Here is a 21,436-nt window from a genome sequence, read left to right as displayed (position 1 = left end):
ACGCGGTCTTAAACAAGCAAAAAGCCCCATCAATATAAAGGATGGGGCTTTAGATAGTAACGCTTTGAAAAAATTAGCGAGGGAGTACATCCTCGGGCAGGTTATACAGTGCTGCGAGCGTTGTGACATTATCGCTCATACCAGCCAACGAAATAGCGGTGCCCTGCTTTTTCCCCTCAGCGATAAGATGAATCAATAAAGCGACACCAGCCGTATCAACACGAGTTACGCCCTGTAAATCGATGCACGTTACACCTTTCATTGCCTCGACGCGTGCATTATACAGCGGGTTGAGGACATCCTGGTCCAGTTCCCCCTGCAACGTCAGGCTTTCACCCTCGCGCGACCAGCTGAGCTGCGGCGTCATTGTTTCTTCTCGTCCAGGGTAATTTTCTGGCGGGAAATAGACTGCAATTCCGCAGTCAGACCATCGATACCTTTCGTACGCAGCAGATCGCTCCACTCATTCTGTTTAGTGGTGATCATGCTGACCCCTTCGGCAATCATGTCGAAGGCCTGCCAGTTTCCGGTCTGCGTGTTTTTACGCCACTGGAAATCCAGTCGCACAGGCGGACGGCCGTTCGGATCAATGATGGTTACGCGGATCGGCACAATCGTGGCATCGCCCAGCGGCTGTTCCGGTGCAATCTGATAAGTCTGGCCGTGATACATCGCCAGCGCCTGGCCATAAGCCTGTTTCAGATACTCGCGGAAAGCGGCGAAATACGCGTCGCGCTGCGCCGGCGTAGCTTCTTTATAGTAACGACCCAGCACCAACGCACCAGCATACTTCACCTGTACATACGGCAGCAGTTCCTGATCGACGACATCACGCAAGTAGTCCGGGTTAGCGCGGATCTGCGGTTGCTCATTTTTGAGGCGATCGAACGTTTTCTGCGCCGCATCTTTCATTGCAGCATACGGGTTGCTTTGATCGGCAGCGACTGCCGCACCCAGCGGCGCCACTACTAACAGGGCAACCATTAATAAGCGTTTAAACATAACTCGATTCTCCTCTTAATTCGTCTGACCAGCAGACGGTGCGGCTTGAGTATTCCCTTCACCATGCGCTACCGCATCGCCTGAATTCTTATTGTCACCGCCTTTACTGTTGTAAAGGAATTGTCCGATGAGATCCTCAAGCACTATCGCGGACTTGGTGTCCTGAATTGTGCTGCCATCTTTAAGCATCGAGGTTCCCATTTCTGGATCGTCAAACCCGACATTCAACGCCAGATACTGTTCCCCCAGCAAACCCGACGTACGGATAGCCAGCGAACTGGTATCCGGGATCTGGTTGTAACGATCTTCGATATCCAGCGCCACGCGCGGCAGATAGGTTTTAGGATCGAGGGAGATATCAGCAACGCGACCAATCACTACCCCACCAATGCGGACCGGCGAGCGCGCTTTCAGGCCGCCGATATTGTCGAATGTCGCGTAAACGCGGTAGGTCGGTTCAGTACGCATTGACGTGACATCCGCCGCCTTCAGGCAGATGAAGAGTGCAGCCAGCAGCGCCAGCACCAGAAAAACACCTACCCAGATTTCACTTTTTTTCGTTTGCATGAACTCAATTCCCAAACATCAATGCGGTGAGCACAAAATCAAGACCGAGTACGGCCAGCGAGGAGTGCACAACGGTGCGCGTTGTCGCACGGCTAATCCCGGCAGAAGTCGGGATTGCATCGTAACCGTTAAACAACGCAATCCAGGTTACGGTAATAGCAAAGACCACGCTTTTTATCAGGCAGTTAACCAGGTCCCGCCGCAGTTCAACGGCGTTTTGCATCGCCGTCCAGAAAAAGCCGCTATCAATACCTTTCCAGTTAACCCCAACCAGCGAACCGCCCCAAATCCCGACCGCGACAAAAATGATCGTCAGCAGCGGCAGCGAGATAACACCAGCCCAAAAACGGGGAGAAATCACGCGACGTAACGGATCAACCGCCATCATCTCCAGGCTGGAGATCTGCTCAGTAGCGCGCATCAGGCCAATCTCGGCCGTCAACGCAGAACCCGCGCGGCCGGCAAACAACAGTGCAGCAACCACCGGCCCCAATTCACGCAGCAGCGACAGCGCCACCAGCATGCCAAGGCTCGTTTCTGCGCTGTAAGTCGTCAGCACCAGATAACCCTGCAGGCCGAGCACCATACCAATAAACACGCCGGAGACAATAATGATGAGCATGGATAACACGCCGACGTTATAAAGCTGGCGAACCAGCAACGGCGCATGCTTACGGAATTCTGGCTTGCCAATCACCGCGTTGAACAACATCAAACCGGCACGCCCAAATGTGGCGATCGTTTTGATGCCGCGATGTCCTAGCGCCGCCAGTGCATTTAACAGCATGAGCGTCTTAACTCCCTGAATCTAATAAATCGAGCTGGTAATCACCAGCCGGATAGCGGAACGGCACCGGGCCATCGGCAATGCCATCAAGGAACTGACGCACGCGAGGATCGCTATTTTCCTGTAACCCCTGCGCACTACCGTGGGCAATGATCTTACGGTCAGCCACGATGTAGGCATAATCAGCAATGCTCAGCACTTCAGGCACATCATGAGAAACCACGATGCATGTGACGCCAAGCGCGCTATTGAGTTCAGAAATTAATTTTACCAGCACGCCCATAGTGATTGGATCCTGACCAACAAACGGCTCATCGAACATGATCAGATCCGGCTCCAGCGCGATAGCGCGCGCCAGCGCAGCACGTCGCGCCATGCCACCAGAGAGCTCCGAAGGCATCAGCCATGCGGCGCCGCGCAAACCGACGGCTTCCAGCTTCATCATCACCGTGCTGTGCAATAGCGGCGCGGGCAGATGCGTATGCTCACGCAAGGGATAAGCAACGTTGTCAAAAACGTTCATATCCGTGAACAGCGCGCCAGACTGGAACAGCATGCTCATTCGTTTACGTACGGTAAAAAGACGCGAACGGCTCATTGCCGGCACGTTCTCGCCATCAAACAATATCTCGCCTTTGTCTGGCGGGATCTGGCCGCCAATCAAGCGCAGCAGCGTTGTTTTGCCGATCCCCGACGGCCCCATGATCGCGGTGATCTTACCGCGCGGTACCGTCAGTGAAATATTGTCGAAGATGGATCGATTGCCGCGGGAAAAACTCACGCCACGGACATCGACCAGATTCGCCACAGTCTGGCTCATTTTCTTTTCCTTTCGACCTTATCGGATATAAGCATGACGCTTGCTAACATCTAAAACCCAATATTTTTACAGAATATTACCCGCGGAGGTTAGCGAAAGCTGGCATTTGTTTTACTTTTGAGCCGCATAAAGTCAAAATTAGGAATCATTACGCTATGCGTAACGTCCGGTTTCGCACGACATGGCGGCCTGCAAACCGGCAGAATTATACCTTAAGAAAGGACGTTAGATGCTTTTAGCCACGGCGCTATTGATAATTGGTTTACTCCTGGTGGTCTACAGCGCCGATCGTCTGGTGTTCGCAGCTTCGATACTTTGCCGGGCATTAGGCGTACCCCCTTTAATCATCGGGATGACCGTTGTCAGTATCGGCACGTCATTACCAGAAATTATCACCTCGGTTGCAGCCTCCTTTCATGGCCAGCTTGATCTGGCTATCGGTACCGCCATCGGCTCCAACATTACCAATATCTTATTGATTCTCGGCGTCGCGGCGCTGCTGCACCCTTTTACCGTGCATTCCGATATTCTGCGTCGAGAATTACCGCTAACCTTGTTAGCCAGCTTGCTGGCTGGCGCTGTGCTTTACGATGGGCAGCTAACGCGCGTAGATGGCATTATTTTACTGTTATTAGCCGTGCTATGGCTGGTGTTCATTGTTAAAATTGCCCGCCACGCCGAGCGTCAGGGCAATGATAGCCTGACACGCGAGCAACTGGCTGAATTGCCACGCGATGGCACGCTCTCTGTCGCCTGCCTGTGGCTGGGCGTCGCGCTGATTATTATGCCGATGGCAACACGCATGGTGGTGGATAACGCCACCGTGGTGGCGAACTATTTTGCGATCAGCGAACTCACCATTGGCCTGACGGTTATTGCCATCGGCACCGGGCTTCCGGAACTGGCAACAGCCATTGCGGGAGCACGCAAGGGGGAAGACGATATTGCGATAGGCAATATCATTGGCTCCAACATTTTTAATATTGCTATCGTGCTTGGCTTGCCCGCGCTGATTGCGCCGGGCACGTTTAACCCGATGGCTTTTACGCGTGATTATGGCGTGATGCTACTGGTCAGCGCCATTTTTGCCCTTACCTGCTGGAAACGTAAGCAGATCAGTAAGGGCGTGGGCGCGCTGCTGTTTAGCGGGTTTATCGTATGGCTGGCGATGCTGTACTGGCTGTCGCCGCTTTTGACTGGATAATCGGATACGCATTATGTCGCAAATAGATTTGCAGCCGGGTTTTGACTTTCAACAAGCAGGCAAAGACGTCCTCGAGATTGAACGTGAAGGCCTCGCACAGCTTGATCAATACATCAACCATGACTTCGCTCAGGCGTGCGAGAAAATGTTCTATTGCGCCGGCAAAGTAGTGGTGATGGGGATGGGAAAATCCGGCCATATCGGCAGAAAAATGGCGGCCACATTCGCCAGCACGGGCACCCCTTCCTTTTTTGTCCATCCCGGCGAGGCGGCTCATGGCGATCTGGGTATGGTCAGCCCGCAGGATGTGGTGATCGCCCTGTCTAACTCTGGCGAATCAAACGAAATACTGGCGCTGATCCCGGTACTGAAACGGCTAAAAGTTTCGCTGATCTGTATGACCAGCCGCCCGGAAAGCAGTATGGCGCGCGCGGCGGATATTCATCTCTGCGTGAAGGTGCCTAAAGAAGCCTGCCCGCTTGGCCTGGCGCCGACTTCCAGTACCACAGCCGCGTTGGTCATGGGTGATGCGCTGGCGGTTGCGCTATTGAAAGCGCGTGGGTTTACCGCAGAGGATTTCGCCCTTTCTCACCCTGGCGGCGCGCTGGGACGCAAGCTGTTGTTGCGCGTCAACGATATCATGCACACCGGCGATGAGATCCCGCATGTCAGCAAGGCCGCCAGTTTGCGCGATGCGCTGCTGGAGATCACACGCAAAAATTTAGGTATGACGGTGATCTGCGACGATCTGATGAAGATCGAAGGCATTTTTACCGACGGCGACTTACGTCGCGTGTTTGATATGGGCGGAGATGTACGCAACATGGGTATTGCTGACGTGATGACACCGGGCGGCATTCGCGTACGGCCTAATACGCTTGCGGTTGATGCGCTGAACCTGATGCAGTCCCGCCACATTACCTCGGTGATGGTTGCCGATGGCGACCAGTTGCTGGGTGTGTTACATATGCATGATTTGCTGCGCGCTGGCGTAGTGTAAAGAAGGACATCAGAATGAGTAATGCTGGCGCGTCGCTTCCAACCTGTTATGGGCCGGTTAGCGCGCAAGTCATGAGTAAAGCGGAAAAAATTCGCCTGCTGATCCTCGATGTGGACGGCGTGCTATCCGATGGCCTCATCTATATGGGCAACAATGGGGAAGAGCTAAAAGCGTTTAACGTTCGCGATGGCTACGGGATCCGCTGTGCATTAACTTCCGGCATTGAGATCGCCATTATTACCGGTCGAAAAGCTAAACTGGTAGAAGATCGTTGTGAAACCCTGAAGATTAAGCACCTGTATCAGGGACAGTCGGATAAACTACTGGCCTACCATGAATTACTGGCCAGGCTGGCGCTAACGCCGGAGCAGGTTGCCTATGTGGGTGATGATTTAATTGACTGGCCGGTGATGGCCGAAATTGGTCTAAGCATTGCCGTCGCCGATGCGCATCCCTTGCTGCTTCCGCGTGCCGATTATGTTACGCGCATCAATGGAGGCCGCGGCGCAGTCCGTGAAGTGTGTGATTTGTTGCTGCTGGCGCAGGGCAAGCTGGATGAGGCCAAAGGGCAATCGATATGAGTAAAACCAGACGTTGGGTCATTATTCTACTGGCGCTGGTCGCTTTGGTACTGATTGGTATTAACCTGACCTCTCAGGATGAACCTGAACAAACCACAACTGACGACAAAGCGCCAACCTACACCAGCAAACACACCGACACGGTGGTTTATAGCCCGGAAGGTGCGCTCAACTACCGCTTGATTGCGCAAAATGTCGAATACTACTCCGTCGATGGCGTGAGTTGGTACGCGAAACCGGTGCTGACAACCTTTGACCAGAACAAAATACCGACCTGGTCAATTAAGTCAGATAAAGCGAAATTAACAAGCGACAGAATGCTTTACCTTTACGGACATGTTGAGGTCAACGCATTGACAGCAGATGCACAGCTACGAAAAATCACCACGGATAACGCCCAGATCAATCTGGTAACGCAGGATGTTACTTCCGATGATCAGGTAACATTGTACGGAACAACATTTAATTCCACCGGCCTGAAAATGCGCGGCAACTTACGCAGCAAAAACGCCGAGCTGATTGAAAAGGTTAGAAGCTCCTATGAAATTCAAAACAAACAAACTCAGCCTTAACCTGGTTCTTGCCAGTACGCTTTTTGCCGCTGCGCTTCCGGCTTTTGCCGTGACCGGTGATACCGAACAGCCGATCCATATCGACTCCGATCAGCAGTCGCTGGATATGCAGGGCAATATTGTCACCTTCACCGGCAATGTCGTGGTGACGCAGGGAACCATTAAAATCAACGCCGATAAAGTGGTGGTGACGCGTCCGGGCGGCCAGCAAGGCAAAGAGATCATTGATGGTTATGGCAACCCGGCTACGTTTTATCAGATGCAGGACAACGGCAAACCGGTGAAAGGCCACGCTTTACAGATGCACTACGAGCTGGAAAAAGATTTTGTCGTGCTGACCGGTAAGGCCTATCTCGAGCAGCTGGACAGCAACATCACAGGCGACAAGATCACCTACCTGGTGAAAGAGCAGAAAATGCAGGCGTTCAGCGACAAAGGTAAACGCGTCACCACCGTACTGGTGCCGTCGCAGTTGCAGGACAAGGGCAACACCCAAACCCCGGCTCCTAAGAAGAGTAACTAATTCGTTATGGCAACATTAACTGCAAAGAATCTCGCGAAAGCCTATAAGGGTCGCCGCGTGGTTGAAGACGTCAGCCTGACCGTTAACTCTGGCGAAATTGTTGGGCTACTTGGCCCTAACGGCGCAGGGAAAACGACCACCTTCTATATGGTGGTCGGGATTGTTCCGCGTGACGCGGGCAATATCATTATTGATGACGACGATATCAGCTTACTGCCACTGCATGCGCGCGCACGTCGCGGCATCGGTTATTTGCCGCAGGAAGCGTCTATTTTTCGTCGTTTGAGCGTGTACGACAACCTGATGGCGGTGCTTCAGATCCGTGACGATCTGACTTCCGAACAGCGCGAGGATCGCGCTAACGAGTTGATGGAAGAGTTCCATATTGAGCATCTGCGCGACAATATGGGACAGTCCCTTTCCGGTGGTGAACGTCGCCGCGTTGAAATTGCGCGCGCACTGGCGGCAAATCCTAAATTTATCTTGCTGGATGAACCCTTTGCGGGCGTCGATCCTATTTCGGTTATCGACATCAAACGCATCATTGAACACTTACGTGACAGTGGGTTAGGCGTGTTAATTACTGATCACAATGTTCGCGAAACGCTGGCGGTGTGTGAACGTGCTTATATCGTCAGCCAGGGGCATTTAATTGCTCATGGTACACCGCAGCAAATCCTTGAAGACGAACACGTTAAGCGCGTATATCTTGGGGAAGACTTCAGACTCTGATAGGGTAGAGTTTATTGAGGTATTTTGGCGGAGAGTGCTGCTCTGAATATGAAGCAAGGTTTGCAATTAAGGCTTAGCCAACAGCTAGCTATGACGCCGCAACTGCAACAGGCTATCCGTCTGTTGCAGCTGTCTACGTTAGAACTTCAGCAGGAACTTCAGCAAGCGCTGGAGAGTAACCCATTGCTGGAACAAGCCGATCTTCATGAAGAAGTGGATAGCCAACAAACCCAGGAAAATGAAGGCCTGGATACTGTAGACGCGCTCGAACAGAAAGAGATGCCTGAAGAGCTGCCGCTGGACGCCAGCTGGGATGAGATTTATACCGCCGGAACGCCTTCCGGCAGCAGCCACGATTATATTGATGACGAACTGCCGATTTATCAGGGTGAAACGACACAGTCTCTTCAGGATTACCTGATGTGGCAGGTAGAGTTAACGCCGTTTTCCGATACCGATCGCGCAATCGCAACCTCTATTGTCGATGCTGTCGATGAGACCGGCTACCTTACCGTGTCGCTTGAGGATGTGCTGGAAAGCATGGGCGATGAAGAAATCGGTCTCGATGAAGTTGAAGCGGTATTAAAGCGCGTTCAGCGTTTCGATCCGGTTGGCGTCGCTGCGCGCGATCTGCGCGACTGCCTGTTGATCCAACTGTCCCAATTCGCGAAAGATACGCCCTGGTGTGAAGAGGCTCGCCTGATTATCAGCGATCACCTTGATCTGCTCGCTAACCATGATTTCCGCTCTCTCATGCGCGTCACACGTCTTAAAGAGGATGTGCTGAAAGAAGCAGTAAATCTGATCCAGTCGCTGGATCCGCGCCCCGGCCAGTCGATCCAGACCGGTGAACCAGAATATGTCATCCCGGATGTGCTGGTGCGTAAGCACAACGGGCGCTGGACGGTAGAACTGAACTCCGACAGCATTCCGCGTCTGCAAATCAACCAGCACTACGCTTCAATGGGCGGCGGCGCGCGCAATGACGCCGACACCCAGTTTATCCGCAGTAATTTGCAGGAAGCGAAGTGGCTGATCAAAAGCCTTGAAAGCCGTAATGACACGCTATTGCGCGTCAGCCGCTGCATCGTCGAGCAGCAGCAGGCATTCTTTGAACAGGGCGAAGAGTTTATGAAACCGATGGTGCTGGCGGATATCGCTCAGGCCGTCGAAATGCACGAGTCCACGATTTCCCGTGTGACAACGCAGAAGTACCTGCACAGTCCTCGCGGCATTTTTGAACTGAAGTATTTCTTCTCCAGCCATGTGAATACGGAAGGCGGCGGCGAAGCCTCGTCAACAGCCATTCGCGCACTGGTTAAGAAATTAATCGCCGCAGAAAACCCTGCAAAACCACTGAGCGACAGTAAGCTGACGACGCTCCTTTCCGATCAAGGAATTATGGTAGCGCGGCGTACCGTTGCGAAGTATCGAGAGTCTTTATCCATTCCGCCGTCTAACCAGCGTAAACAGCTGGTGTGACCCAACCGATAAGGAAGACACTATGCAGCTTAACATCACAGGACAAAACGTCGAAATCACTGATGCCTTACGTGAATTTGTGAACAGCAAATTTGCCAAGCTTGAGCAGTATTTCGAAAGGATTAATCAGGTCTATATTGTGTTGAAAGTGGAGAAAGTGATCCATACCTCGGATGCAACCCTGCATGTTAATGGAGGCGAGTTGCATGCCAGCGCGGAAGGACAGGATATGTACGCTGCCATCGACGGTTTGATCGATAAACTGTCGCGGCAGCTCACGAAACATAAAGATAAACTGAAACAACACTAATTGTCCGGGCGTTCGTTTGGCGCGTTGCACCCTACCGCAACCCGGTAGGGTGCGTGGCTCTGACGGCGCTTAGGTGAAATTATGATGAATAACGATTCCGCTCTTCAACTGAGCAATGTCCTTAACCAGGAATGTACACGTAGCGGCGTTCACTGCCAGAGCAAAAAACGTGCTCTGGAAATCATCAGTGAACTGGCGGCAAAACAGCTTGGCCTGCCGCCACAGGTCGTTTTCGAAGCCATTCTTACGCGTGAGAAGATGGGCAGTACCGGTATTGGTAACGGTATAGCCATCCCCCACGGTAAGCTGGAAGAGGACACGCTGCGCGCCGTCGGCGTTTTTGTACAACTCGAAACGCCCATTGCTTTCGACGCTATCGATAATCAGCCTGTCGATCTGCTGTTTGCACTACTGGTGCCGGCCGATCAAACCAAAACGCATCTGCATACGCTCTCGCTGGTGGCCAAACGGCTGGCGGATAAAACCATTTGCCGTCGCCTGCGCAGTGCGCAGAACGATGAAGAGCTGTATCAGATAATCACGCAGACAGAAGGCGAAAGCGACGATGCGTAACGGGAAGAACACCTTTTTTGTCGTTATGGGGAGAAACGGTTCATGGTCCTGATGATCGTAAGTGGTCGTTCGGGTTCAGGCAAATCCGTGGCCCTGCGCGCCCTGGAAGATATGGGCTTCTATTGTGTCGATAACCTGCCGGTAGTGCTGCTGCCGCAACTGGCGCAGACACTCGCCGATCGTCAGACCTCTGCCGCCGTCAGTATTGATGTGCGTAATATGCCGGAATCACCGGAAATTTTTGAACAGGCGATGAGCAGCCTGCCTGACGCCTTCTCGCCGCAGTTGCTGTTCCTTGATGCTGACCGCAACACGCTGATTCGTCGCTACAGTGATACGCGCCGCTTACATCCGCTCTCCAGCAAAAATTTATCGCTGGAAAGTGCTATCGATGAAGAGAGCAACCTGCTGGAGCCACTGCGTTCCCGCGCGGACCTGATTGTCGATACCTCCGAAATGTCGGTACATGAGCTGGCCGAAATGCTGCGCACTCGCCTGCTCGGCAAGCGCGAGCGCGAACTGACCATGGTCTTTGAGTCGTTCGGCTTTAAGCACGGGATTCCTATCGATGCTGACTACGTCTTTGACGTTCGCTTTCTGCCCAACCCGCACTGGGATCCGAAACTGCGCCCGATGACCGGTCTCGACAAACCTGTCGCGGCGTTCCTTGACCGGCATACCGAAGTGCACAATTTTATTTACCAGACCCGCAGTTATCTTGAACTGTGGTTACCGATGCTGGAAACCAACAACCGTAGCTATCTGACCGTCGCTATCGGCTGTACTGGCGGTAAGCATCGTTCTGTTTATGTCGCCGAACAGCTGGCAGATTATTTCCGCTCGCGCGGTAAAAACGTTCAGTCCCGTCACCGTACGCTGGAAAAACGCAAAACATGACCGTAAAACAAACCGTTGAGATCACCAATAAACTGGGCATGCATGCGCGCCCGGCGATGAAACTGTTTGAGCTGGTACAGGGGTTTGACGCAGAAGTGTTACTGCGTAACGACGAAGGCACCGAAGCGGAAGCCAGCAGCGTGATTGCATTGCTGATGCTGGATTCCGCAAAAGGGCGGCAAATTGAAGTCGAAGCCAGCGGCCCGCAGGAAGAAGAAGCCCTGGCAGCCGTGATTGCCCTGTTTAACGCGGGCTTTGACGAAGACTGAGTTAGTACAGCTTATTGTTCTGCAAAAAGCCTTCGCCTCCGAGCTGGCGCATCTGGCGCAGGATCCACGCCTGACGGCTGCGGACATAGCCGGATGGCGCTGCCGCCTGGAAACGTATTGGGTTTGGCAGTACTGCCGCCAGCAATGCCGCTTCCGACATGGTTAACCGGCTGGCCGGTTTGTGAAAATAGCGCTGAGCCGCCTCTTCCACGCCAAACACGCCGTCGCCAAACTCCGCAATATTAAGATACACCGTCAGGATACGCCGTTTCGTCCACACCGCTTCCATCCCCAGCGTCAGCCCGGCTTCCAGCCCTTTTCGCACCCAACTTTTTCCATCCCATAACAGCAGGTTTTTCACCGTTTGCTGAGAGATAGTCGACGCGCCGCGAATACGGTTCTCATGGCGTTCATTATGTGAAAGTGCCTTCTGGATCGCGCCAAAATCCAGCCCCCAGTGATCGGGGAAACGCTGATCCTCTGCTGCGACAACAGCCAGCGCCATCCACGGCGAAATTTCATCCATACTGACCCAGTCGGAATGAGCAACATAACCAAAGTTACCTGTCAGCCAGGCCCCAATTTGCCGCTCGACCATCACGGCAGAAAATGGCACCGGCAGAAAGCTGAACAGCACAATGCCGCCGCCCCAGAAAATGGCCAGTACCAGTAAAACCCGCAGCGCAATACGTTTCAGCATAGTTTTCAGCGGGCCGCGAAAGCCATTTCTCATTCCGCCAGCACCAGTATGCGCGCAACCAGCTTTTCGATCCCCGCCGCAGCCTGCGCAATATCCTCAGCAAGCATATACGCTGGCGTGGTTACCACTTTATTCTCTTCATCCACCACAATATCGTCCACCGGGCACGGCACATGTTCCGCGCCCATCTCTTCCAGCACTTCAGCGATATCGACATCCGTACCGATTGTCAGACGCAGCGGGAAGTCGAAAATTTTCGGCAGCAACGCCGGAGCGATACACATAAATCCCAGCGGTTTACCCGCCTGATGCATCTCCAGCACTCGCTGTTTAAGCGTATTATCGACAACACACGCGCTGCCCTGGCTGGCAAAATTACTCAAATTTTTGGCCGCACCAAAACCACCAGGCACAATCAGCGCATCCAGATCATTTACTGATAGTTGTGCCAGCGGCCGGATATTTCCACGCGCAATTCGGGCCGCTTCGACCAGCACATTGCGGCTCTCCGTCATGACATCACCTGTCAGGTGATTCACCACATCGCTCTGCCATTTATCCGGCGCGAAACAAACTGCCTCAGCACCTGAACGGGCGATCGCCAGTAACGTGATCACCGCTTCATGGATTTCCGCACCGTCATAGACACCCGCGCCGCTAAGAATCACGCCTACTTTTTTCATTTTGCTCATCCTTTATGCAGCGTACTGTCGATAATTAAAAATTTTGATAAGGGAGCCTTGCTTCACACATTTCACTGATTGATGTAACAAATCATTTAAGATTTGCTATCTTATGTGCGTGTGGTCGAATTTTTTCAGGCTACGCCCTTGCAAAAAAGAGTAAAAACTACGGCGCAGCTACGGTTTCCCTGGTGTTGGCGCAGTATTCGCGCACCCCGGTTAATCCGGGGTCATTTTTTTCCAGCGTCCACTGCCGCAACCCAGGCTTTCAGTACCGCCACATCGTTCTGCCACTCCTGTTTCATCTCTTCCACCCATTCGCCGACATTGTCCCACCACGCCGGAAGATCGGGAGACTGGATCTGTTGCCCCAGTTGCTGCAGATGACGTAAACCGACAGAGCCTGCCGCGCCCTTAATCTTATGTCCCTCTTCGGTTATGCCTTTCTGATCGCGGGCCGTAAGATTTGACTCAAGCACATTGAGATAGCCCGGCATCATTTTCTCAAAGACAGCCAGCCCATCGGTGATTAATTTAGGCCCAACCAGCTCGATATATTGCTCAAGCATGGCCGTATCCAGCACCGTTTGTACTTTGCTGTTATCGACAGTTGTCACCTGCTTCTCCTCATTGGCGTTTGTATCCCAGAACTTTTTAATCATGGCAGTTAATGCCGGGACCGCCAGCGGTTTGCTCAATACGTCATTCATGCCCGCATCGAGATACTCCTGTTTGTTTTTCAGCACGTTGGCTGTCAGTGCTACCAGTGGCGGCAGATCTTCGCGCGGGTAACGGCTGGTTAGCGTGCGGGAAATATCCAGCCCGGTCATGTCCGGCAACTGAATATCCAGCAGCAGCAGATCGTATTCGCCAGGGGCGAACATCTCCAGCGCGGCGCTTCCGGTCATCGCCACATCGACGCTACAACCCAGCTTTTCCAGCACCGAGCGCGCGACAATGACATTCAGCTCAATGTCCTCAACCAGCAGCACATGCAGCGCAGGCAACGGCATATCATCATCTTCGAAAGCGTCATCAACTTCTTCCGCCACTGCGGGCGCATGAACGGTCAGCGTAAAGATGGACCCGGCGCCTGGCTGGCTGCTGACAGAGATATCCCCCCCCATATTTTTGGCGAGGCGACGTGAAACGGCCAGCCCGATACCCGTTCCCGTGGCCGGTTTGCCGCCGTGGCTATCTTTGACCTGGTAATACATGGCAAAGATCTTATCCTGCTCGTCGCGCGGAATACCGATACCGGAATCCTGCACTTCGAAGTGCAGCATTTCGCCTTCATCGTAGCGAACGCGCACTTCAACCTGACCTTGCGGAGTAAATTTCACCGCATTGCTGATCAGGTTCCACAGAATCTGCCGCAGACGCGTACCGTCGGTAATCACCTTGTGCGGCAGCGGCAACGTTGGCTCCAGTACAAAACGCAGCCCTTTTTGATGCGCCTGCAAACCGGAAAGGTTTTCCAGATCGGCAAGGAAGCTGGTGAAATCCAGCGGTTGGTTATCAAGCTGAACTTTACGGCGCTCCATTTTATCCATGTCGATAATATCGTTGAAGATATTTCCCAGCGTCACGGCGGAAACATGGATGGTCTTCAGGTATTTCTCTTGCTCCTGCGTTAACTCCGTGTCGAGCAGGATCCGGCTCAGGCCGACGATGCCATTCAGCGGTGTACGCAGTTCATGGCTAATCGTGGAAATGAAGGTGGTCTTATCCCGGCTGGCCCGCTCCAGCGCATCCTGGTAGCGTTTACGCTCAGTAATATCGCGGCCAAAGCCCATCAGCCCGTGGCGTTTACCCACTCGGTCGTAATAAGGCACTTTACGGATTTCGAAACAGGCTTTGCGCCCGTCCGGATAATCCAGCCACTGTTCGTAGGTCAGCGATACGTTATGACGAAAGACTTTTTCATCGGTTTCAATAACTTTCGCTGCGGCTTCCTCAGAATAGACATCCTGCGGTTTCAGGTGAATGAGCTGCTTCTCGCTTTTGCCAGTCAGCAGTTCCATCGCCCGGTTACAGCCGGAAAATTCTTTATCTTCGTTACGGTAGAAAACCAAATCCGGTGAGGCATCAAGGAAAGAGCGCAGAAAGGAGGATTGTTGTTCGAGCTGGATCTGCGTTTGCTCGCGCTCCTGCATCTCTATTTTTAGCTGTTCAAAGGTCGCCTGGCGCTCCGCTTCAGCCTTTTCACGATCGCTGATCTCCTGGTTAAGCTGGGCAATATTATCTTTTAATTGCACATTGAGCTTCAGATCGCGATCGCGCATCTCTTCGAGTTTTTCTACCAGCCGCGATAACCGCTGGCGAGATTCTTCCAGTTGCTCAACCACCACCGATAAGAAGTAGACCGCCCACGGAGTGATCAGCAGACCAAAAAAGATCGAGCGGATAACATCAATGCTCTCCACCTGACCCTGCAATACCATGGTGACCGCCATCTGCACGACGATTGCCAGCACCACCAGCGCTAAAGCCAGCAGCAAGGAAAAGCGCACCAGACCAAGCTTCATCATCAGATCGACGTAGTATTGCGCCAGTAAACGGATTTGCTTCATAGAGTTTCCCTCGGACAATTGCGCTCAATAATACTCAATTCTGGGCAAGGGATTGAAGCTTGTGTGAAAAATGCGGTGAGAGTTAGAGTTTCGTCGCCGGTTCAGACGGGCAATTGCCAGCAGCGCCCAAGCGCCGAACCTTGTCCGCCCTGCTCATTCAGATAGCGATCCAGCTCCACCATGCCGGTCCAGCGGTTTTCGCACCACAGCGGCGCCAGCAGGGTCGGACGGCGCGCGCTGGCGGAAACGCGGTGATAGATCACCTCCGGCGGCGTATGGCGAATCATCTCTCCGGCAATAACGGTATACTCTTCCAGGCCAATACCATTCAGGCGGCCAGCTTCCCATGCCTTCGCCATAATACTGCCTTTTACGATATGCAGCGGATGCAGCTTAATGCCATCAACGCCAGCATCTGTAACGCGCTGTAGGGTCTCCAGGCAATCCACGCGACGTTCCCCCGGTAACCCGACAATCAAATGCGTGCAGACTTTCAGACCGCGTTGACGGGCCTGTTGCGCCGTTTTCCGGTAGCAGGCGAAATCATGCCCACGGTTGATGCGATGCAGCGTTTTATCGTGAGCAGTTTGCAGGCCCAATTCCAGCCACACTTCATAACCCTGTTGATGGTATTCACAAAGCAAATCCAGCACCGCTTCCGGCACGCAATCAGGGCGCGTGCCGACGCACAAACCCACAATGTTCGCCTGGCTTATCGCCTGCTGGTACATCGACCGTAGCACCTGCACTTCCGCCCAGGTGCTGGTGTAAGCCTGGAAATAGGCGAGATAGCGACGTGCGCGATTGACGAGGTTCGCCTGATGAGCAAGCTGGTCAGCAATGGATTGGTGCTGCTGTGCCTCATCGGCAAAAGAAGCGACATTACAGAACGTACACCCGCCGCGTCCAATGGTGCCATCGCGGTTTGGGCAGCTAAAACCGCCATGCAAAGTGAGTTTATGGACTTTTCCTCCATACCGGCGAGCAAGATCCCCACCAAACATATTGACTAATTTCTGTAACTGCATAATCTGAAAGGCCGCCCTGACGAAAGGGTGTAGCCTGCCACTTTTAGCTTTCATCGGCGATGACCTGGATCAATCGCCCCGGAAGGCTTTTATTCATTGCATAAAAAGTCAATATAATCGCAATTTCATTCACCTCAAAGGCGATTACTTTTCCTTATATTCCTGCCTTATTTTGCAGAAATACGTGCGTAAGTGAAAAACAGTGTCTTCATGCAACTCTCACCCACACAGCAGAATAAAAATCTGCCGTTAAAGACACGCTCAGGACAGAACATCAGAAACTACGCTTTGGTATAGTGAGTCAGATCACACTCCGCTACCGCTTGTCGCTGCGCTCCATGAATGTAAAAAAGCTTAAATAAATATAAATATCAAATACATAAACCATCTTTAGCACATTTTTGTATAAATAAGCTCGGCATTTGACCTGTGTACGGATTCCCGATAACTTGGGAATCCGCTGGAAGCTTTCTGGATGAGCAGTCTGCTCATCATATTTATGCAGTAATTGAGATTCCCTCTTAAGCAAGTCCTCAACACTTGTGTATCGATGCGAAAAGGAAATTAAAGAGGGCGACATGCGAGGCATATGCCCCGTCGCCATGCTCTTTTTGCGCCTGTGCGTATCGATCAACGGAGGGTGTCTCGTAGAGCCTGGGGAGGTTCACTGATATGTTGTACGATAAATCTCTCGAGAGAGATAACTGTGGTTTCGGCCTGATCGCCCACATAGAAGGCGAACCTAGCCACAAGGTAGTGCGTACCGCTATTCACGCACTGGCCCGAATGCAGCACCGTGGCGCAATCCTTGCCGATGGTAAAACCGGCGATGGTTGCGGCCTGCTGCTGCAAAAACCCGACCGTTTCTTCCGTATTGTGGCGGAAGAGCGCGGCTGGCGCTTAGCCAAAAATTACGCCGTGGGCATGCTGTTCCTGAATCAGGATCCAGAAAAAGCCAGCGCGTCACGTCGCGTTGTTGAAGAAGAGCTGCAACAAGAAACCCTGTCGATCGTCGGCTGGCGCGATGTGCCAACCAACGAAGGGGTGCTCGGTGAAATCGCCCTCTCCTCGCTGCCTCGTATTGAACAAATTTTCGTGAACGCCCCCGCAGGCTGGCGCCCGCGCGATATGGAGCGTCGTCTGTTTATCGCTCGTCGCCGCATTGAAAAACGCCTGCAGGAAGATAAAGAGTTCTACGTTTGTAGCCTCTCCAATCTGGTGAACATCTATAAAGGTCTGTGTATGCCGGCGGATCTGCCGCGCTTTTACCTGGATCTGGCGGATCTGCGTCTGGAATCGGCCATTTGCCTGTTCCACCAGCGCTTCTCCACCAACACCGTGCCACGCTGGCCGCTGGCGCAACCGTTCCGCTACCTGGCGCACAACGGTGAAATCAACACCATTACCGGTAACCGCCAGTGGGCGCGCGCGCGTACCTACAAATTCAAAACGCCGTTGATCCCGGATCTTCATGATGCCGCGCCGTTCGTCAACGAAACCGGCTCTGACTCCAGTTCAATGGATAACATGCTCGAGCTGCTGTTGGCAGGCGGGATGGATATTGTGCGCGCCATGCGTTTGCTGGTGCCGCCAGCCTGGCAGAATAACCCGGATATGGATCCGGACCTGCGCAGCTTCTTCGACTTTAACTCCATGCACATGGAACCGTGGGACGGCCCGGCGGGCATCGTGATGTCTGACGGGCGTTTCGCTGCCTGTAACCTCGACCGTAACGGTCTGCGCCCGGCGCGCTATGTCGTTACCAAAGATAAGCTGATCACCTGTGCTTCAGAAGTGGGGATCTGGGATTATCAGCCGGACGAAGTGGTCGAAAAAGGCCGTGTCGGCCCGGGCGAACTGATGGTTATCGATACCCGAGACGGGCGCATTCTGCACTCTGCCGAAACCGATGACGATCTGAAAAGCCGCCACCCGTATAAAGAGTGGATGGCGAAAAACGTTCGCCGTCTGGTGCCGTTTGAAGATCTGCCTGATGAAGAAGTCGGTACCCGCGAGATGGACGACGATCTGCTGGCAAGCTACCAGAAGCAGTTTAACTACAGCTTTGAAGAGCTGGATTCGGTTATCCGCGTGCTGGGCGAAAATGGCCAGGAAGCGGTCGGCTCCATGGGCGATGACACCCCGTTTGCGGTGCTTTCCAGCCAGCCACGCATTATTTATGACTACTTCCGTCAGCAGTTCGCGCAGGTCACCAACCCGCCGATCGATCCGCTGCGTGAAGCCCACGTTATGTCGCTGGCTACCAGCATCGGTCGCGAAATGAACGTCTTCTGCGAAGCGGAAGGCCAGGCGCACCGCCTGAGCTTCAAATCACCGATCCTGCTGTACTCCGATTTCAAGCAGCTGACGACGATGGAAGAGGAGCACTACCGCGCCGACACGCTGGACATCACCTTCGACGTGACTGAAACGTCGCTGGAAGAGACCGTCAAAGCGCTGTGTGATAAAGCAGAGCAGATGGTGCGTAATGGTACTGTATTGCTGGTGCTCTCTGACCGTAACATCGCCAAAAATCGCCTGCCGGTTCCGGCGCCGATGGCAGTGGGCGCGATCCAGACACGCCTGGTGGATAAGAGCCTGCGCTGCGATGCCAACATTATTGTTGAAACAGCAAGTGCCCGCGACCCGCACCACTTTGCGGTGCTGCTCGGCTTCGGCGCGACGGCCATCTACCCGTACCTGGCGTATGAAACGCTGGCGAAACTGGTCGACAACAATGCCATCGAGAAAAATTACCGTACAGTGATGCTGAACTACCGTAACGGCATCAATAAAGGGCTGTACAAAATCATGTCCAAAATGGGCATTTCGACGGTCGCCTCATACCGTTGCTCAAAACTGTTTGAAGCCGTGGGCCTGCACGATGACGTTGCTGCGCTCTGCTTCCAGGGCGTTATCAGCCGTATTGGCGGCGCGGGCTTTAGCGACTTTCAGCAAGATCTGCTGAACCTCTCTAAACTGGCCTGGCTGGCGCGTAAACCGCTGTCGCAGGGCGGCCTGCTGAAATATGTCCATGGCGGTGAATACCACGCTTATAACCCGGATGTCGTACGCACGCTGCAACAGGCCGTACAGAGCGGCGAGTACAGCGATTATCAGGAATATGCGAAGCTGGTTAACGAACGCCCGGCAGCTACGCTGCGCGATTTGCTGGCCATCACGCCGAACGGTGAAGCGGTCAGTCTGAAAGATGTGGAACCGGCGACCGAGCTGTTTAAACGCTTCGATACCGCAGCGATGTCTATCGGCGCGCTCAGCCCGGAGGCTCACGAAGCGCTGGCAGAAGCAATGAACAGCCTCGGCGGTTTCTCCAACTCCGGTGAAGGCGGCGAAGATCCGGCGCGCTACGGCACCAATAAAGTGTCGCGTATCAAGCAGGTTGCTTCTGGCCGCTTTGGTGTAACCCCAGCGTACCTGGTGAACGCTGATGTCATTCAGATCAAAGTCGCCCAGGGGGCAAAACCGGGAGAAGGCGGCCAGCTACCGGGTGACAAAGTCACCCCGTACATCGCCAAACTGCGCTACTCCGTACCCGGCGTAACGCTGATCTCTCCGCCTCCGCACCACGATATCTACTCTATCGAGGATCTGGCGCAGCTGATTTTCGACCTGAAGCAGGTCAACCCGAAAGCGATGATCTCCGTGAAGCTGGTTTCCGAACCGGGCGTCGGTACCATCGCTACCGGTGTGGCGAAAGCCTATGCCGATCTGATCACTATCGCCGGCTACGACGGCGGTACTGGTGCAAGCCCGCTCTCTTCGGTGAAATATGCCGGTTGTCCGTGGGAACTGGGGCTGGTGGAAACCCAGCAGGCGCTGGTCGCGAACGGTTTGCGTCACAAGATCCGTTTGCAGGTGGATGGCGGTTTGAAAACCGGCCAGGACATCATCAAAGCTGCCATTCTGGGCGCCGAAAGCTTTGGTTTCGGTACCGGGCCAATGGTCGCGCTGGGCTGTAAATACCTGCGAATTTGTCACCTGAATAACTGCGCAACCGGCGTAGCGACTCAGGATGACAAACTGCGTAAGAATCACTATCACGGTCTGCCGTTCAAAGTGACCAACTACTTTGAATTTATCGCCCGTGAAACTCGCGAGTTAATGGCGCAACTGGGCGTGAAACGCCTGGTCGATCTGATTGGCCGCACCGATCTGCTGAAAGAGCTGGACGGTTTTACCGCCAAGCAGCAGAAGCTGGATCTGGCGAAACTGCTGGAAACCGCCGAGCCGCACCCAGGCAAAGCGCTGTACTGCACGGAAAACAACCCGCCGTTTGATAATGGCGTGCTGAACGCGCAGTTATTGCAGCAGGCGAAACCGTATGTCGATGAGAAGCAGAGCAAAACTTTCTGGTTCGATATCCGCAACACCGATCGTTCCGTGGGTGCTTCACTGTCTGGCTATATCGCGCAGTCTCACGGCGATCAAGGGCTGGCAGCCGATCCGATTAAAGCGCATTTCAGCGGCACCGCAGGCCAGAGCTTCGGCGTGTGGAACGCTGGCGGCGTTGAGCTCTATCTGACCGGCGATGCCAACGACTATGTCGGTAAAGGTATGGCGGGCGGTTTGCTGGCGGTGCGTCCGCCGGTGGGTTCGGCCTTCCGTAGCCATGAAGCGAGCATTATCGGTAACACCTGCCTGTATGGCGCAACCGGCGGTCGTTTGTACGCTGCGGGCCGCGCAGGCGAGCGTTTTGCGGTGCGTAACTCCGGCGCCATCACGGTTGTAGAAGGCATCGGCGACAACGGTTGTGAATATATGACCGGCGGCATTGTTTGCGTGCTGGGTAAAACCGGCGTCAACTTTGGCGCAGGGATGACCGGCGGCTTTGCCTATGTACTGGATGAAGACGGTGAATTCCGTAAACGCGTTAACCCGGAACTGGTGGAAGTGCTGAGCGTCGATGACCTCGCCATCCATGAAGAGCATCTGCGCGGTCTGATCACCGAGCATGTGCACCATACCGGTTCTCAGCGTGGCGAAGAGATCCTGGCGAACTGGCCGGCATTCTCATCGAAATTCGCCCTGGTGAAACCGAAGTCCAGCGATGTGAAAGCCCTGTTAGGTCACCGTAGTCGTAGCGCGGCAGAGTTGCGCGTGCAGGCGCAGTAA

The 21,436-nt window shown here is 53.7% G+C and carries 21 protein-coding genes; 12 read left to right on the top strand and 9 right to left on the bottom strand.

All coding sequences use genetic code 11. The features are described from left to right. Positions 1-73 precede the first annotated feature (73 nt). Genes mlaB through mlaF form a run of 5 tightly spaced genes read right to left on the bottom strand, consistent with a single transcriptional unit; the run spans position 74 to position 3,176 of the window. Positions 74-367, bottom strand: coding sequence for a lipid asymmetry maintenance protein MlaB (mlaB, locus tag DK872_RS10100; protein WP_007369908.1), 294 nt, complete (start codon positions 365-367; stop codon positions 74-76). Next, entirely contained in the window at positions 364-1,002 is a 639-nt protein-coding gene (gene mlaC, locus DK872_RS10095) for a phospholipid-binding protein MlaC (RefSeq protein WP_007369907.1), read from the bottom strand. The genes mlaB and mlaC overlap by 4 nt, the downstream gene beginning before the upstream one ends. 15 nt (positions 1,003-1,017) lie before the next feature. After that, the gene (gene mlaD / locus DK872_RS10090) at positions 1,018-1,569 is read right to left on the bottom strand and encodes an outer membrane lipid asymmetry maintenance protein MlaD (protein WP_007369906.1); all 552 of its coding nucleotides are present in this window, start codon (positions 1,567-1,569) and stop codon (positions 1,018-1,020) included. 4 nt (positions 1,570-1,573) lie between these two features. Further along, positions 1,574-2,356: a lipid asymmetry maintenance ABC transporter permease subunit MlaE gene (mlaE, locus tag DK872_RS10085; RefSeq protein ID WP_007369905.1), complete on the bottom strand. Its 783-nt coding sequence runs from the start codon at positions 2,354-2,356 to the stop codon at positions 1,574-1,576. Positions 2,357-2,363: 7 nt separating this feature from the next. Next, complete coding sequence (gene mlaF / locus DK872_RS10080; protein WP_043956383.1) at positions 2,364-3,176, bottom strand: phospholipid ABC transporter ATP-binding protein MlaF; 813 nt, start codon at positions 3,174-3,176, stop codon at positions 2,364-2,366. 229 nt (positions 3,177-3,405) lie between these two features. Between mlaF and DK872_RS10075 the strand changes: the two genes are divergently transcribed. From DK872_RS10075 to npr, 11 genes are all read left to right on the top strand, one after another. Continuing rightward, positions 3,406-4,380 carry a calcium/sodium antiporter gene (locus DK872_RS10075; RefSeq protein ID WP_007369903.1) on the top strand — a complete coding sequence of 325 codons (975 nt, stop codon included), beginning with the start codon at positions 3,406-3,408 and terminating at the stop codon, positions 4,378-4,380. A gap of 13 nt (positions 4,381-4,393) precedes the next feature. Next, a complete protein-coding gene (gene kdsD / locus DK872_RS10070) occupies positions 4,394-5,380 on the top strand; it encodes an arabinose-5-phosphate isomerase KdsD (protein ID WP_007369902.1) in 987 nt (328 codons plus the stop codon). A 14-nt stretch (positions 5,381-5,394) separates the two neighbouring features. Next, on the top strand, positions 5,395-5,961 hold the full coding sequence (gene kdsC / locus DK872_RS10065) for a 3-deoxy-manno-octulosonate-8-phosphatase KdsC (protein ID WP_007369901.1): 567 nt from the start codon (positions 5,395-5,397) through the stop codon (positions 5,959-5,961). Further along, on the top strand, positions 5,958-6,533 hold the full coding sequence (lptC, locus tag DK872_RS10060; protein WP_007369900.1) for an LPS export ABC transporter periplasmic protein LptC: 576 nt from the start codon (positions 5,958-5,960) through the stop codon (positions 6,531-6,533). Before kdsC ends, lptC begins: the two co-directional genes overlap by 4 nt. Continuing rightward, positions 6,502-7,056: a lipopolysaccharide ABC transporter substrate-binding protein LptA gene (gene lptA / locus DK872_RS10055; protein ID WP_007369899.1), complete on the top strand. Its 555-nt coding sequence runs from the start codon at positions 6,502-6,504 to the stop codon at positions 7,054-7,056. The genes lptC and lptA overlap by 32 nt, the downstream gene beginning before the upstream one ends. A 6-nt stretch (positions 7,057-7,062) precedes the next feature. Further along, on the top strand, positions 7,063-7,788 hold the full coding sequence (lptB, locus tag DK872_RS10050) for an LPS export ABC transporter ATP-binding protein (protein WP_007369898.1): 726 nt from the start codon (positions 7,063-7,065) through the stop codon (positions 7,786-7,788). 48 nt (positions 7,789-7,836) lie between these two features. Beyond that, a complete protein-coding gene (gene rpoN / locus DK872_RS10045) occupies positions 7,837-9,270 on the top strand; it encodes an RNA polymerase factor sigma-54 (protein ID WP_035887975.1) in 1,434 nt (477 codons plus the stop codon). A gap of 22 nt (positions 9,271-9,292) precedes the next feature. Further along, complete coding sequence (gene hpf / locus DK872_RS10040; RefSeq protein WP_007369896.1) at positions 9,293-9,580, top strand: ribosome hibernation promoting factor; 288 nt, start codon at positions 9,293-9,295, stop codon at positions 9,578-9,580. Between the two features lie 81 nt (positions 9,581-9,661). Beyond that, positions 9,662-10,153: a PTS IIA-like nitrogen regulatory protein PtsN gene (gene ptsN / locus DK872_RS10035; RefSeq protein ID WP_007369895.1), complete on the top strand. Its 492-nt coding sequence runs from the start codon at positions 9,662-9,664 to the stop codon at positions 10,151-10,153. A gap of 42 nt (positions 10,154-10,195) precedes the next feature. After that, positions 10,196-11,050, top strand: a complete 855-nt coding sequence (rapZ, locus tag DK872_RS10030) for an RNase adapter RapZ (RefSeq protein WP_007369894.1) — start codon at positions 10,196-10,198, stop codon at positions 11,048-11,050. Further along, a complete protein-coding gene (gene npr / locus DK872_RS10025; protein ID WP_007369893.1) occupies positions 11,047-11,319 on the top strand; it encodes a PTS phosphocarrier protein NPr in 273 nt (90 codons plus the stop codon). The genes rapZ and npr overlap by 4 nt, the downstream gene beginning before the upstream one ends. A 1-nt stretch (position 11,320) precedes the next feature. Here npr and mtgA read toward each other — a convergent pair whose 3' ends face one another. The 4 genes from mtgA to DK872_RS10005 all read right to left on the bottom strand — a co-directional run bounded on the left by mtgA (position 11,321) and on the right by DK872_RS10005 (position 16,303). Beyond that, a complete protein-coding gene (mtgA, locus tag DK872_RS10020) occupies positions 11,321-12,052 on the bottom strand; it encodes a monofunctional biosynthetic peptidoglycan transglycosylase (protein ID WP_035942012.1) in 732 nt (243 codons plus the stop codon). After that, the gene (gene elbB, locus DK872_RS10015; protein ID WP_007369891.1) at positions 12,049-12,702 is read right to left on the bottom strand and encodes an isoprenoid biosynthesis glyoxalase ElbB; all 654 of its coding nucleotides are present in this window, start codon (positions 12,700-12,702) and stop codon (positions 12,049-12,051) included. Before elbB ends, mtgA begins: the two co-directional genes overlap by 4 nt. 230 nt (positions 12,703-12,932) lie before the next feature. Continuing rightward, positions 12,933-15,275 carry an aerobic respiration two-component sensor histidine kinase ArcB gene (gene arcB, locus DK872_RS10010; protein ID WP_079517293.1) on the bottom strand — a complete coding sequence of 781 codons (2,343 nt, stop codon included), beginning with the start codon at positions 15,273-15,275 and terminating at the stop codon, positions 12,933-12,935. Positions 15,276-15,376: 101 nt separating this feature from the next. Then, positions 15,377-16,303 carry a TIGR01212 family radical SAM protein gene (locus DK872_RS10005; RefSeq protein WP_161518400.1) on the bottom strand — a complete coding sequence of 309 codons (927 nt, stop codon included), beginning with the start codon at positions 16,301-16,303 and terminating at the stop codon, positions 15,377-15,379. A 672-nt stretch (positions 16,304-16,975) separates the two neighbouring features. Here DK872_RS10005 and gltB point away from each other — a divergent pair. Continuing rightward, positions 16,976-21,436 (top strand): glutamate synthase large subunit, encoded by a 4,461-nt coding sequence (gltB, locus tag DK872_RS10000; RefSeq protein ID WP_007369888.1) that lies wholly within the window; start codon positions 16,976-16,978, stop codon positions 21,434-21,436.

Origin of the sequence: Kosakonia sp. MH5 (assembly GCF_009935945.1) — a bacterium.
GTDB classification, from domain to species: domain Bacteria; phylum Pseudomonadota; class Gammaproteobacteria; order Enterobacterales; family Enterobacteriaceae; genus Kosakonia; species Kosakonia radicincitans.
Note: the sequence above shows the minus strand (reverse complement) of the source record. Positions and strands in the feature narration are given on the sequence as shown.